Genomic DNA, 13,613 nt, shown 5'->3' on the forward strand with positions numbered 1-13,613 from the left:
GCGATATGTACAGTGTGAAAACAATGCCTTTGTACTATGGTAAGAGTCCTGCTCGTGGCGATTTTCTGAAAACCAAAGGACAGTATTCTTTGATTCAAGTGATTGATCAGTGGATTACTGAAGCGCTTGAAATGGCAATGAGAAATCCAAATTTCGATCAAAATTATCAAAGTTTGGCATCATTAGATTTCTTTATTGCCAATCCGCGTGAAAATATGTTCTTGGTTGCAAACTTAGTGACCAGCCAAGACAGCTCAGGTCGTCAGTTTCCTATGGTGTTGAGTCACTTATTGGAAGTGGATGCACCCTACCAAAATTTGCTCTATGCACCTTATAGCTATAAGCCAGTTTTGATTGACTTATTTCAAAGAAACCGTGTGATTCGTCAAATTCGAGATGCTGATGATTTAATCGAAAAACTGGGTCAGCTCAAAAAAGAAATTCAAGTTCTTGATGTAACTGAATCAACCGCTTTTTTTGAAAATCATACCATGCATTCGTTTGCACAAATGATGAAAATATCGGTCTATGAGCTTGCACAAAGCATGATTGGACTAGGTCTTTTACTCCAACCTGTATTAAAAAATGGAACGAGTAAACTGAATAAGGTGTTAATTTTACCGATTCACAACCCTAGTTTTTGTTATGAAATCGCAGCATTCTGGGTTAGTTTAATCGCAAGATTTTTGCCAAAACATAATACCGAAGTGTTAATTGGTATTCTTCATTCAGAACGTCCAGTTTTATTATTTGGCTTTCAGGGCGCAGATATTGAAGCATTAAGTGATATTTTCAATCAGAACTTAAGCTCTGAACATTGGGTTTCATTGGTAAAAGCACAGTGGATTGATCGCTATTTGGAGCAAAATGCAGGTCTTGCTGCACTCGAGCAATCTTTGTGCGAACGACAGTTAAGTTTAAATCAAGGAATGAAATTATTCCGACAGACTTTTATAGAAGAATAATGATGAAGAAAACCTTATTAAAGATTTCATTGCTTAGTTCGATATTGAGTATAAGTGTTATATCGTTTGCGAAAGAAATTATCGTTGAGGGAGTTGTTCCTAACGAGATGAGCAAACAGGCCATATTGAATAAAATGAAAGTGGTCTATAGCCAAGACCAAATTATCGATAAAATTCAGGTTCGTCCTGTCACTGCACCCAATGGATGGAGTGATTCCGTGACACAAGTCATTACACCTGATCTTAAAAAAGTTTCTCAAGGAAAATTGAGTGTAAGAGGAACACAAGTTGAGCTCACAGGTAAAGTCCTCAATCAAAATGATATCGTACCGACTCAAAATACATTTCAAAATTTAGTTGTGGCACCTTATCGCTTTAATGCACAGTTATCTGTGAATCATGCAGAACAAGCCATCATTGATAATGCTTTAAAAAATCGAATTATTGAATTTGCTTCTGGAAGTGCCACACTTTTACCAGCAGGCACACAAATTTTAGACGAAATGGTGGTTGCGCTAAACAAAGTTCAAGGCAAAAATGTCAAAATCATCGGACATACTGACAGTCAAGGTAATCCACAGAAAAACAAAGAATTGAGCTTGCAACGTGCGGATGCAGTAAAACAATATTTGATTGCCAAGAATATTTCACCTTCACGATTAAGTACAGCGGGTATGGGTGCTGATGAACCTGTTGCAGACAATGCAACGGAAGAGGGTCGTAAGAAAAATCGAAGAATCGAGTTTGAAGTTCAATAAAATATTATAAAAGGAACAAGTGTATGGCTTTCCCTTATATTACGATTGGCTCTCCAACCACTGGTGGTGGGCAGGTTATTTCAGCAAATAGTTCTTTTTTAATCGAAGGTAAGCCAGTTGCTTGTGTAGGGGATAAGGCCACCTGTCCTAAACATAAAACGGTGACGACAATTGTTGCGGGTGACAGCAAAATGCTTATTATGGGAAAACCCGCCGCACAGCATAATTCACCTTTGGCATGTGGATGCAAATGTATAGGGAATCAAAGTTTAACGGTTGGACAAAATTAGTTAATTCATTGGGATCTGTATCTAAAAAGAACCCTCTAATTTTAGAGGGTTCACTTTTTCAACTATAATTTTATCTCGATCAAAGTGTCTTCGGTATTTGTAATCGCGCACCTACTGATGATCTGAAGATGATTATTACGCACTTACATATTGCACAATTTTATCAAACGCAGATTTAAGCGCTTTGTCATCGAATTCATTGCCTTCGAATGTTTCATTGCGATTGCGTGCAAAAATATCGCGAATCTCAACCACGGCATTTGAGTCGACTAAACCTAATTGCGTAGCAACTTGACGGATTTGATCGATAGAGCGAGAGCCATTACTACCGCCATAACTGACATAAGCAGCAGGTTTTCCATTCCACTCTTTACCTAAATAGTCGAGTGCATTTTTAAGTGCAGGGCTGTATCCATGATTATATTCAGGACTAATAAATATAAATGCATCACCTTTCGCGATTTGAGCAGCCCATTCTTGTTGCTTAGGTTGATCATATATACCCGTTAGTGGTGGATTTGCTCCAGCGAAAAACGGTAAATCCCATTCTTTTAAGTCCACAATTTCTGTCTTAATCGTGCTGTAGTTATATGATGAAATCGTGTTTTGAACCCAATTTGCAACTTTAATGGCTGTGCGGCCTTCTCGAATGCTTCCCACAATAATTTGAATATTCACCAAATTTATCCTTCTAACTGTTATCACACTGACTTTAAAATGTTTTTTTTAAAAAAGGTAGATCGAAAATGTATCTAAAAAAAAGCGCCATAAGGCGCTTTTTTATGTACGAATCAGGCATTACATAATTTTGATGCCTTGCTGACCTGCTGGTGTTACTTTGAAAATTTCAACTTCAAAAGTAATGTCCTTACCAGCAAGCGGATGGTTAAAGTCGACCTCAGTGATATCATCACCAACCGATTTAACCACACCATATAATGACTGCTTTGCTTTATCTTCAAACTCAATCATTTGACCTTCAGCAGGACGTTGCTCAAATTTAACAGTATCAAATTTTTGCACGTTCTCTTGGTTCCAAGGGCCAAAAGCATCTTCAGCAGGTAAACTTACTGTACGACGGTCACCCGCGCGTAAGCCAAATAAAGCTTTTTCAAAACCAGGCAATAAGCTGCCATCACCTATCACGAGGCTTACAGGTTCTTCGCGACTACGGGTATTATCAATTTCAACACCATTTTCAATGGCTACTGAAAAGTGTAAATGTACTTTTGAACCCGCTTCAATGCGAGTATCTTCATTTGGATTAATAAAATCAGTCATTTTGCGCTTCCGCACGTTGAATACGATGTTTCTCTAAGAAAAAAGTATCGATCAGCATTAAGATGGTACCTAAAGTAATGGCACTATCTGCAAGGTTAAAAGCAGGGAAGTGGCTATTGTTATAGTAGACATGAATAAAATCTACAACATAGCCTAAACTTACTCGATCAATAAGATTACCAATCGCCCCACCTAAGATGAGTGCGATGGCTAAAGGCAATACTTTCATGTTTTTTGGCATACGCATAATCCAAAACACAAAAATAACCGAGACAATTCCTGCAAGTGATGTAAAGAAATAACGTTGCCATCCACCGGCATCGGACAAGAAACTAAAGGCAGCGCCGTAGTTATGTAATAATGTCCAATTTAAAAAAGGTAAAACAGGTACAGGGTCTGCATAAGTCAGATGTGTACTTGCTATCCATTTAGTCCATTGATCCAAAATAATGGCAACAATAGACAATCCTATCCACCACAAATTGTGGGGATAGAATTGGAATAAACCTTTTTTATTATTTTGTGGATTAGGCATATTTTCTCTCTTCGCCTTGACCTGTAGGGAGGTTAATAATACAACGACCACATAGTCCTGGATGTGATGGATGTGTATTCACATCAGGCAGAACATGCCAGCAACGAACGCATTTTTCGCCGTCAGCAGCAGAAACTTTCACATTCAAGCCTTCTAAGTCAGATACTTCACCTTGTGCTGCATCGAAACTATTGACCATCACTTGTGAAGTAATGAGAACGAAACGTAGTTCATCGCCTAATTTGTCTAGAACGGCTTTAAGTTCATCATTCGCCCAAAGCTCAACCTTAGCAGACAAGTTTGAACCCACAGTTTTCGCACCACGTGCTGCCTCGATAAACTTATTCACTGCCGATTTCACATTGATCAATGTTTGCCATTCAGATTCTGATACGACATTGGCATTTGATGCAGTCGGAATATCATACCATTCAGCAGTGAAGACATATTTCTCAGTTTGACCTGGAATCAATGGCCAAGCTTCTTGTGCGGTGAACGTTAAAATAGGTGCCATCCAACGTACAAATGCTTGAACCAAATGGTACAACGCAGTTTGTGCAGAACGGCGTGCTTGAGAATCTGCTTTGGTGGTGTACTGACGGTCTTTGATGATGTCTAGGTAGAAACCACCTAAATCGTTGATACAGAAATTCGTCAGCGCACTTGTCACGATATGGAAGTTCATATCTTCGTAAGCTTTCTTAATGGTTTCTTGCACTTCTGAAGCACGTTGCAAGATGTATTGATCAAGTGCAATCAAATCATCAATCGCTAAGCAATCAGTCGCAGGTTGGAAACCATTTAAGTTTGCTAACAAGAAACGCAATGTGTTACGAATACGACGGTAACCGTCTGAGGCACGGTTAAAGATTTCTTTACCTGCGGTCATTTCATAACGGTAGTCTGCAGATGCAATCCAGAAACGAAGGCCATCAGCACCCATATCTTTAATGATGTCTTGCGGTGTGATGACGTTACCGATCGATTTCGACATCTTACGGCCTTTCTCATCGACCACGAAGCCGTGTGTCAACAAGCCTTTATACGGTGCGCGTTCGTTGATTGCCATTGAAGTCAACAATGAAGATTGGAACCAACCACGGTGTTGGTCTGAACCTTCAAGGTACAAATCAGCAGGGTCTTGTAGCTCTTCACGTTCACGAAGGACTGCAAAGTGTGTTGTACCTGAATCGAACCATACGTCTAAAGTATCTCGAACAGCGTTATAGCAATCTGCATCATCACCGATGAATTCGCGTGCATCACGGTTATACCAACCATCAATACCTTCTTGCTCGATTAACTTCGCAACTTCTTCAATCAATTCAGGTGTACGAGGGTGTAACTCGTTAGTATCTTTATGAACGAAGAATGGAATTGGCACACCCCAAGTACGTTGGCGAGAGATACACCAATCTGGGCGACCTTCGATCATCGCTTGAATACGGTTTTTACCCCAATCTGGTACGAACTCAATATCATTTTCAATCGCGTTCAATGCACCTTGGCGTAGACCTTTGGCATCCATGCTGATGAACCATTGTGGTGTTGCACGGAAGATAATCGGAGTTTTATGGCGCCAGCAATGTGGGTAGCTATGTTTAATCACAACATGTGCCCAAAGTTTGCCTGCTTCAGTCAATGCTGCAATAATTTTTGGATTGGCTTTGTAGATGTGCTCGCCTGCAAAGAGTGGCGAAGTTGGTAGATACACACCATTACCACCGACTGGGTTTTCAACTTTTAAGTTGTACTGTAAGCCAACTTTATAGTCGTCTACACCATGACCTGGTGCAGTATGTACAGCACCTGTACCGCTACCGTCAGTCACGTGCTCACCTAAGATTACAGGCACTTGGCGTTCAGCGATCAGTGGGTGTTGCAGAACAAGGTTTTCAAGTTTTGCACCAGTGAATTCTGCAATGACTTCAAATGCAGTAAAACCATAACGCTGAATAGCTGATTCAACCAATGATTTCGCAAGAATGAAGTTTTGAGGTGCTTTGTCTTCGCCAGTCGCTTTCACAAGTTGATATTCGAGATCAGCATGAAGCGCAACCGCTTGGTTGGCAGGCATAGTCCAAGGTGTTGTGGTCCAAATCACGATGTCGGTACGTTCAGCAATGTCTACACCCAAACGTGCAGAAAGGTCAGCTAAATCAACAACGCTGAAACCCACATCAATTGCGTCTGATTTTTTATCTTCGTATTCAACTTCAGCTTCAGCCAATGATGAACCACAGTCTAAACACCAGTTGACGGGTTTAAGACCTGGTTCGATATGACCTGCTTTGGCAATAGCACCCAATGAACGCACGATGTCGGCTTCTTGTTTGAAGTTCATCGTTAAGTACGGATTGTCCCAATCACCAAACACGCCCATACGCACGAAGTCTTTCTTTTGCAGTTCAACTTGTGTGTAAGCATATTCACGGCAGGCTTTACGGAATGTAGAAGCATCTACTTTTACGCCGACTTTACCGACTTTTTCTTCAACTTTAAGTTCAATTGGAAGACCATGACAGTCCCAACCCGGTACGTATGGTGCATCAAAACCATCCATTACTCGGCTTTTAATGATGATGTCTTTTAAGACTTTGTTAACCGCATGACCTAAGTGAATTTGACCATTCGCATATGGAGGGCCGTCATGAAGCACATATTTTTTCTTGCCAATACGCGACGCACGAATCTGCTGATAAATGTTGTCGGCATACCACTCTTCTAACCATTTCGCTTCACGTACTGCGAGATTTGCTTTCATCGCAAAGTCAGTACCTGGGAGGTTTAGCGTGGCTTTATAGTCCACTGCATTTTCAGGAGTTTGCTTATCGCTCATGCAAGTTGTCTTCCAATTTAATCAGTCTAAAGCTGACGCGTTTTACAAAAATTAAGGAGTATTAATAAGGAAAGTTGGGGTTATTTCGGCGAAACTCAAGCAGTTGCTCAACATCATCATCGATCCCAGCTTTGAGTGCTTCTAGCGAAGGATAATTCTTTTCGCCGTGAACAAAGTTCAAAAATGTTACCCGCATTAACAGGCCATACAGATTAGCAGAAACATCAGGGAAATGTACTTCTAATCGCCACTCTGGATGTTCCTGTTGGATGGCTGGTCGGGTGCCGACATGTCCTGCACCGAAAAGGGCTGTAGCCTCATAACCAGCAATACCTGGATATTCGGCATTTTCATTGCGAACTTTGTCTTTTAACGATTCTGTTTCACAAATCACTTCAACACCATAGATACCATGTAAACAGGGTTTATGGCGGTTTAGACGAACATTGATAGTTGGAAAGTTAATGGTGCGACCGATTTGATCACCATATTGAACACGACCCGTAATGCTATACGGCCGACCAAGTAGCTCCGCAGCTTTTTTAAGGTCCCCTGTAGCCAAAGTTTGGCGTATTAAGGTAGAGCTAATACGCTCGCCATTCAGTTCAACGTTATTTAAATCGGTGACTTGAAAACCATAATCGCGCAAGTATTGGCTATTACCTTGTCGGTTTTTACCAAAATGATGATCTTCACCGAGTACCAGGCTTTGGGTATTCAGCTTGTATTTTAAAATATCAGCAAACTCTTCCGCACTTAAATTACGGAATGTGTCATCAAATTTGGCAACAACAATGTAGTCGATACCAAGTGCAGCCAAATGTTCCACTTTTTCACGTAATGAACTAATTCGTGGTGGTGCGTCGTAACTTTTAAAATATTCTAAAGGCTGTGGTTCAAAAATCATCACCACAGTTTTTAAATCTTGTTGTTGTGCTATGTCTTTTAATTGCTGAACCATCGCCTGATGACCCAAATGAACACCATCAAAATTGCCAATGGTGACGGCAGTTTTGGGCAATTGAAAGTTGGGCGCTAAAGCATTCAGACGGAGTAGCTTCATGGGCGAAATGGTGACTAAAATTAATTTGGGCTATATATTGCCATATTCTCACAGTTTCGTCTTGTTGTTGTGTTTTTATTCAATACTTTCATTGCAGATTTTTATATCAATAAAATTTATTTTAAAAACAAATATTAATCAATTTTTCTTATTATGGAATTGGATTATGCTGTTTTTATCTTCAAGGCTATGGAATCAACCATGCGCGGACTTTTTCAAGATTTGACACAAGTGTCTGATGTGATCCGTCATTTTACACCAAACTGGTTTACGGTGAGTATGGGGACAGGTGTGGTTGCACTGATTATATCAGAATTTCCAGTGTTGAAAGGACTGACATGGCAGCTTGGGAAGACTTTATGGTATGTGAACATTGGCCTATTTTTACTGTTTAGTAGCCTCTATCTGTTACGATGGATCTTGTATACCAATGAGGCAAAGCAGATTTTTCAACATCCGATGATGAGTTTGTTTTTCGGTGCTATTCCTATGGCATTGGCAACCATCATCAATGGACTGGTGAAATATGGTCAACCTATCTATGGTGAACAGGCATTACGTTTGGCGGAAAGCTTATGGTATGTCGATGTGATTTTGGCGGTTGCAATTGCTTGGTTCGTGCCTTTTATCATGTATCAACGACAACAACATGAACTAAAAAGCATGACTGCTGTTTGGTTGTTGCCGATTGTGGCTTGTGAAGTCGCAGCCAGTAGTGGTGGCGTGTTACTCGCACATTTACCAGCAACGACACACAGTGTGGGAATATTATTGGGCAGCTATATCCTTTGGGGGATGTCAGTTTTACCTGCATTTGCGATTTTGAGTATTTTGATGTTACGTCTTGCACTACATCGACTACCACCGAAAGAATTAGCCATGAGCAGTTGGTTGGCTTTAGGTCCAATTGGTACAGGGGCACTGGCCTTACTATTACTGGGTGCACAAGCACCAACTATTCTTGCCAGTGTAGGCTTAGCAGGGTTAGGGGAGTTCTTACAGCAAGGTGGCATTTTTGCTAGTCTGATTTTATTAGGCTTTGGGCTGTGGTGGTTCGGGATTGCAGTGTTAACCACTTATCATCATGCCAAGCAAGGTTTGCCTTTTAACTTAGGTTGGTGGGGACTGACTTTTCCACTGGGGGTATTCAGCTTAGCGGTCTTGAGTTTAGCTGAGCAGCTGAATGTAGGCATCATTTATCAATTGGGTTATTTGCTCACAATGCTATTAGTTTTGCTTTGGCTTATTGTGATGAGTAAAACATTGGTCGGCTTTTATCGCGGGCATTTATTATTCTCACCGTGTCTAAAAAGCTATTTAGAAAATAAAGTCTAAGACATGTATAAAATAGATTGAAATCAAAAGCTGAGCGAGGCCTCAGCTTTTTATGTTTGCAGTTTATTCAACCTTGATTTTTAATGAGCAGCAATAATTTAGTCAATGAGTATCTGCATGTCTGATCTAGCTTTAATTATGGCACTACCAAGTGAGTCGAAAGGATTATTCGAACAAGCTGGAATTGAGGTGCATTACAGTGGTATTGGTAAAGTCAACGCCGCTTTTAAAGCTTTTGAAGTGATTCAAAAAACGGGATGCACAACTTTGCTGAATTTAGGAACAGCAGGAAGTTCGCATTTTGATGCGCATTCCTTGGTTGAAGTAACAACATTTGTACAGCGAGATATGGATGTTTCACCGCTTGGCTTTGAAGTTGGTGTTACACCGATGGATCAGGAATTTCCCGCAACGATTAACCTAGAGCCGTATTTCCAACATTTTCCCAAGGGCATTTGTGGGACTGGCGATAGCTTTGAAACTGGTGAACCTAAGGTGCCATGTCAGTTGGTTGATATGGAAGGATATGCGCTCGCCAAAGTATGTAAGAAACTTGGCGTTCGTTTGATTTCCGTGAAATACATTACAGATGGGGCAAACGACACCGCACATTTAGATTGGGAGGAGAACTTGTTGTTGGGCGCTCAAAAATTATTGGCTTTATATCAGAGTATGGAACACTAGATTTTGAAGATTTTGAAGATTTTGGCGACCATAGAAACTATGGTCGTATGCCAGAGATCAATCTCGAAGAGATTTAGAGAAACCAATTATGGGCGAGGTAAAATACCATATAGCATCATATGCACCGTATGTTCGATGGTACGTTGATACATGGTGCGATTACGTAAGGTTTTTCCCGTCACCATTTCAGTTTGAGTGCTAAAATCAGCATAGTTTTGTGTGATTCCCCAAAGGTTAATAATTAAAACTTCAGGATCGATTTTGTCTGATATTTTGCCTTGCTCTTGCCATGTAGCAATCACTTTGGATTTACGTTTGAAGAGTTTTTTTAATGGACCTTTCAAAATTGGCAGGATATGTGGTGCGCCTTGGATAATTTCTAAAGCAAATAATTTTGATGCTTTATGTTGAGTACGGGAAACCTCAATCTTTTGCATGAGATATTGCGTGATCGCTTCAGCAGGCTCTAAATCAGCTTCCAACATTTGCAGTGGAGCTAACCATTTTTGCATGACAGTAGTCAGCACTTCGACATAGAGCGCTTCTTTATTTTCATAGTAATAGAAAATATTCGATTTGTGCATTTCCGCGAGTTGTGCAATTTCATCTAAGCTTGCACCACTAAAACCATACACAGAAAACACATCTAATGCAGCAGCTAAAAGCTGTTGACGTTTTTGCGTACTCTTCTTTTGTTCCATCTCGTCAGTAAATTATAAAAAGGAACCTCAAATTGTACGGCAAAACGTGCGATTTGTGCACAAGGATTAGGGCATTTGCAAAAGAATATGAAGAATAATTGTGTAGTTAAGTGATAAAACTAATAATAAGACACATGTACAATTTATTTGATAAACAAATACATATTACTCATGTGGGAAATGCTGATCGAGGATATCTTTTAATTTAATTAAAAAAAGCCATTTATCAGTACGAAAAGTGTCTAATTTTCCGACGAAAATTAGACACTTCCATTTACCTCATTCAACAATTCAGAATGTCATATTTTGTATCGCTTAAGTTGAAAGTACGGCTTCTAAAACTTGTTGTTCAAGCTCTGCAAATTTGACATTTTTTTGTCGCGGTCGTGGTAAATCTACTTTGAACTGATGTGCGATATGACCTTTATCGAGCAAAATAATACGATCTGCTAACTGAACAGCTTCACTGACATCATGTGTCACTAAGATGGTGGTGAAGCCTTGTTCTAGCCATAGTTTCTCGATCAAATTTTGCATGTCTAAACGCGTAAGCGCATCTAAAGCCCCCAAAGGTTCATCAAGTAATAGTATTCGAGGGGTATGAGACAAGGCACGTGCTAGCGCTGCTCGTTGACGTTGTCCACCTGAAAGTTGTGCAGGCCAAAGTTCAGCTTTTTCATTTAAGCCAACTTTTTCCAATAATGCTTCAGCCTTATCATGCTGGGATTTATCTAAGCCCAATTGCACATTTTTTAAAATGCTTTTCCATGGTAATAGGCGAGGATCTTGGAACATGACGCGGATATCATCTGCGGTAATACCTTCACGAAAGTTCAGTGCAGATTTAAATTTAATCTCACCATAACTCGGTTGTTCTAAATCCGCGATTAACCGTAACAACGTACTCTTACCACAGCCACTTCGACCCACAATGGCAACAAATTCACCAGGTTCTATATGTAGGTCTAAATCCTCTAATACTTTAACTTTGCCATAGAACTTGTGCAGTTGTTCAATATTGATTTCTGCACCGATCTTTTGTGGAGCTGATCTGGCATGATCTGGAATGACATGTTCATCAGCGAGATTTGAAATACTTAAATCAGTCATACGCATTCCTATTTTTGATAGCCTGGATGCCAGCGTAATAAATATTTTTCTAAGGCAACCGCGAGTACATCCGCTAATTTACCAAGTAGGGCATACAGTAGAATCCCTACTAAAACGACATCTGTTTGTAAAAATTCACGCGCATTCATGGTCATGTAGCCAATTCCAGCTTGTGCCGAGATGGTTTCAGCCACAATTAAAAGAACCCAAACTAAACCTAGTGCGAAGCGCAAACCAACTAAAATGGAAGGAAGAGCACCTGGTAAAATAATTTCTTTGTATAACTGCCAGCGTGTTAAACCATAACTCTTGCCCATCTCGATCAGCTGAGGATCTACAGATCGGATACCGTGATACGTATTGATATAAATTGGGAAAAACACGCCAATCGCGACCAAAAATAATTTGGCAGATTCGTCAATTCCAAACCATAGAATCACCAATGGAATTAAAGCTAAAGCTGGAATATTACGGATCATTTGTAGGGTCGTGTCGAGTAACGTAGAGGCGACTTTAGATGAGCCATTTAACAACCCTAAAAATAATCCTAAGCCACCACCAATCAGCAAGCCAATCAGTGCACGTCCCGCACTGACTTGGACATGTGTCCACAGTTCACCACTGAGCAATAGATGCCAAAAAGCCAAAACCACTGCGGTTGGAGCAGGCAAGACGCGGCTTTCTAAAATGCCAGTGACTGATGCCAGTTGCCAAATCACAACAAGAAAAATGGGTACTAACCAAGGCAACAAACGTTGCCCCAGTTGTTTGATTCCTCGAGAGAGAAAACCTTCAGCTTTAACCACCTTGGTTTTACTCAACAAGATAGAATGTTTTTGAGTTTTATCTACCGCTGTTGTCATGCCGGCTCCTGAACCTGATCTCCTTTTTTATTTTCTTCAGGAGTATAGTTATTCGCGACAATCTCACCAAAAGGACCAGTCAGATTAGGTTGAGTCAGTTTTTGGCGTGTTTCTAATGGCAGAAGAGGGAATACCAATTCAGCAAAACGAATTGATTCTTCAAGGTGCGGATAACCTGAGAAAATAAAGGTATTAATGCCTAAATCTGCATATTCTTGGATACGTGCCGCCACAGTTTCAGGGTCACCTACTAATGCCGTGCCTGCCCCCCCACGGACGAGACCTACGCCAGCCCATAAGTTTGGTGAAACTTCAAGTTTCGAGCGATCTCCATTATGAAGTTCAGCCATACGACGTTGACCAACAGAGTCCATTTGTTTAAATTTTTTCTGTGCCGCAGCGATTGTTTCATCATCAACATACTGAATTAATTCTTCAGCAGCTCTCCATGCTTCCTGGTTGGTTTCGCGGACGATGACATGTAAACGAATACCGTAATCTAGGGTGCGACCTTTAGCTGCCGCCTTAGCGCGGACATTTTCGATTTTTTCTTTAACCGCTGCTGGAGGCTCTCCCCAAGTTAAATAGGTATCTACTTGATCAGTTGCCAGTTCAACAGCATCATCAGAAGAACCACCAAACCACAATGGTGGATAAGGTTTTTGCACGGGTGGATATAATAATTTTGCATCATCCACGCTTAGACGTTCACCATGGAACGTGAAGCTTTCACCCGTATGAGAGCGTTTTAAAATTTCGCGCCAAATCGTAGTATATTCAGTCGCAGTTTTATAACGCGTTTTATGATCTTCATAGACGCCGTCACCTTTTAACTCTTGCTCATCACCACCAGTGACCAAGTTCAATAGAACACGGCCATTTGAAAGACGGTCAAAGGTTGCTGCCATACGTGCAGCCAGTGCAGGAGTGGTTACCCCTGGACGCAAAGCAACGAGAAATTTAAGATTTTTGGTGGCATCAATTAAACTTGCGGCAGTCAACCATGGATCTTCACAAGAACGACCAGTCGGGATAAGCACACCTTCATAACCTAGATTATCCACCGCCACAGCGATTTGTTTCATGTAGGCATGGTCGACAACACGTCCGCCTTTGCTTGTACCTAGGTAGCGACTATCACCATGAGTAGGAATAAACCAGAAAATTTTCATTACTTAAGTCCTTAATA

General features: G+C 40.7%; 14 protein-coding genes. 5 read left to right on the forward strand and 9 right to left on the reverse strand.

Annotation, left to right across the window (positions count from 1 at the left end):
• Positions 1-5: 5 nt before the first annotated feature.
• From tagF to AC1M9M_RS04000, 3 genes are read left to right on the forward strand one after another with little or no spacing between them, the layout of a single operon-like run.
• Positions 6-965, forward strand: a complete 960-nt coding sequence (tagF, locus tag AC1M9M_RS03990; protein WP_481595679.1) for a type VI secretion system-associated protein TagF — start codon at positions 6-8, stop codon at positions 963-965.
• Positions 965-1,723, forward strand: a complete 759-nt coding sequence (locus AC1M9M_RS03995) for an OmpA family protein (RefSeq protein WP_092766604.1) — start codon at positions 965-967, stop codon at positions 1,721-1,723. Before tagF ends, AC1M9M_RS03995 begins: the two co-directional genes overlap by 1 nt.
• 23 nt (positions 1,724-1,746) lie before the next feature.
• Entirely contained in the window at positions 1,747-2,013 is a 267-nt protein-coding gene (locus tag AC1M9M_RS04000; RefSeq protein WP_481595680.1) for a PAAR domain-containing protein, read from the forward strand.
• 135 nt (positions 2,014-2,148) lie between these two features.
• On the opposite strand, the gene AC1M9M_RS04005 is transcribed toward AC1M9M_RS04000, so the two are convergent.
• The 5 genes from AC1M9M_RS04005 to ribF form a co-directional block, all read right to left on the reverse strand.
• Positions 2,149-2,691 (reverse strand): NADPH-dependent FMN reductase, encoded by a 543-nt coding sequence (locus AC1M9M_RS04005; RefSeq protein WP_481588750.1) that lies wholly within the window; start codon positions 2,689-2,691, stop codon positions 2,149-2,151.
• 120 nt (positions 2,692-2,811) lie between these two features.
• Entirely contained in the window at positions 2,812-3,294 is a 483-nt protein-coding gene (locus AC1M9M_RS04010; RefSeq protein WP_035270560.1) for an FKBP-type peptidyl-prolyl cis-trans isomerase, read from the reverse strand.
• On the reverse strand, positions 3,287-3,829 hold the full coding sequence (gene lspA, locus AC1M9M_RS04015; RefSeq protein ID WP_035270556.1) for a signal peptidase II: 543 nt from the start codon (positions 3,827-3,829) through the stop codon (positions 3,287-3,289). Before lspA ends, AC1M9M_RS04010 begins: the two co-directional genes overlap by 8 nt.
• Complete coding sequence (gene ileS / locus AC1M9M_RS04020) at positions 3,822-6,668, reverse strand: isoleucine--tRNA ligase (protein WP_481595681.1); 2,847 nt, start codon at positions 6,666-6,668, stop codon at positions 3,822-3,824. The genes lspA and ileS overlap by 8 nt, the downstream gene beginning before the upstream one ends.
• Positions 6,669-6,729: 61 nt before the next feature.
• A complete protein-coding gene (gene ribF / locus AC1M9M_RS04025; RefSeq protein WP_481595682.1) occupies positions 6,730-7,731 on the reverse strand; it encodes a riboflavin biosynthesis protein RibF in 1,002 nt (333 codons plus the stop codon).
• 201 nt (positions 7,732-7,932) lie between these two features.
• Between ribF and AC1M9M_RS04030 the strand changes: the two genes are divergently transcribed.
• Positions 7,933-9,066, forward strand: a complete 1,134-nt coding sequence (locus AC1M9M_RS04030; protein ID WP_481592002.1) for a TDT family transporter — start codon at positions 7,933-7,935, stop codon at positions 9,064-9,066.
• 117 nt (positions 9,067-9,183) lie between these two features.
• Positions 9,184-9,750, forward strand: coding sequence for a 5'-methylthioadenosine/S-adenosylhomocysteine nucleosidase family protein (locus AC1M9M_RS04035; protein WP_481592001.1), 567 nt, complete (start codon positions 9,184-9,186; stop codon positions 9,748-9,750).
• A gap of 86 nt (positions 9,751-9,836) precedes the next feature.
• Here the strand turns inward: AC1M9M_RS04035 and AC1M9M_RS04040 are convergent, their stop codons facing one another.
• The 4 genes from AC1M9M_RS04040 to ssuD all read right to left on the reverse strand — a co-directional run bounded on the left by AC1M9M_RS04040 (position 9,837) and on the right by ssuD (position 13,596).
• Positions 9,837-10,451: a TetR family transcriptional regulator C-terminal domain-containing protein gene (locus tag AC1M9M_RS04040; RefSeq protein WP_481592000.1), complete on the reverse strand. Its 615-nt coding sequence runs from the start codon at positions 10,449-10,451 to the stop codon at positions 9,837-9,839.
• Between the two features lie 315 nt (positions 10,452-10,766).
• A complete protein-coding gene (locus tag AC1M9M_RS04045; RefSeq protein ID WP_481592770.1) occupies positions 10,767-11,561 on the reverse strand; it encodes an ABC transporter ATP-binding protein in 795 nt (264 codons plus the stop codon).
• 8 nt (positions 11,562-11,569) lie between these two features.
• Positions 11,570-12,367 carry an aliphatic sulfonate ABC transporter permease SsuC gene (gene ssuC, locus AC1M9M_RS04050; RefSeq protein ID WP_481595785.1) on the reverse strand — a complete coding sequence of 266 codons (798 nt, stop codon included), beginning with the start codon at positions 12,365-12,367 and terminating at the stop codon, positions 11,570-11,572.
• Between the two features lie 53 nt (positions 12,368-12,420).
• Entirely contained in the window at positions 12,421-13,596 is a 1,176-nt protein-coding gene (gene ssuD / locus AC1M9M_RS04055) for an FMNH2-dependent alkanesulfonate monooxygenase (RefSeq protein ID WP_481595683.1), read from the reverse strand.
• Positions 13,597-13,613 lie beyond the last annotated feature (17 nt).

The organism is Acinetobacter sp. ANC_7503, assembly GCF_056780035.1.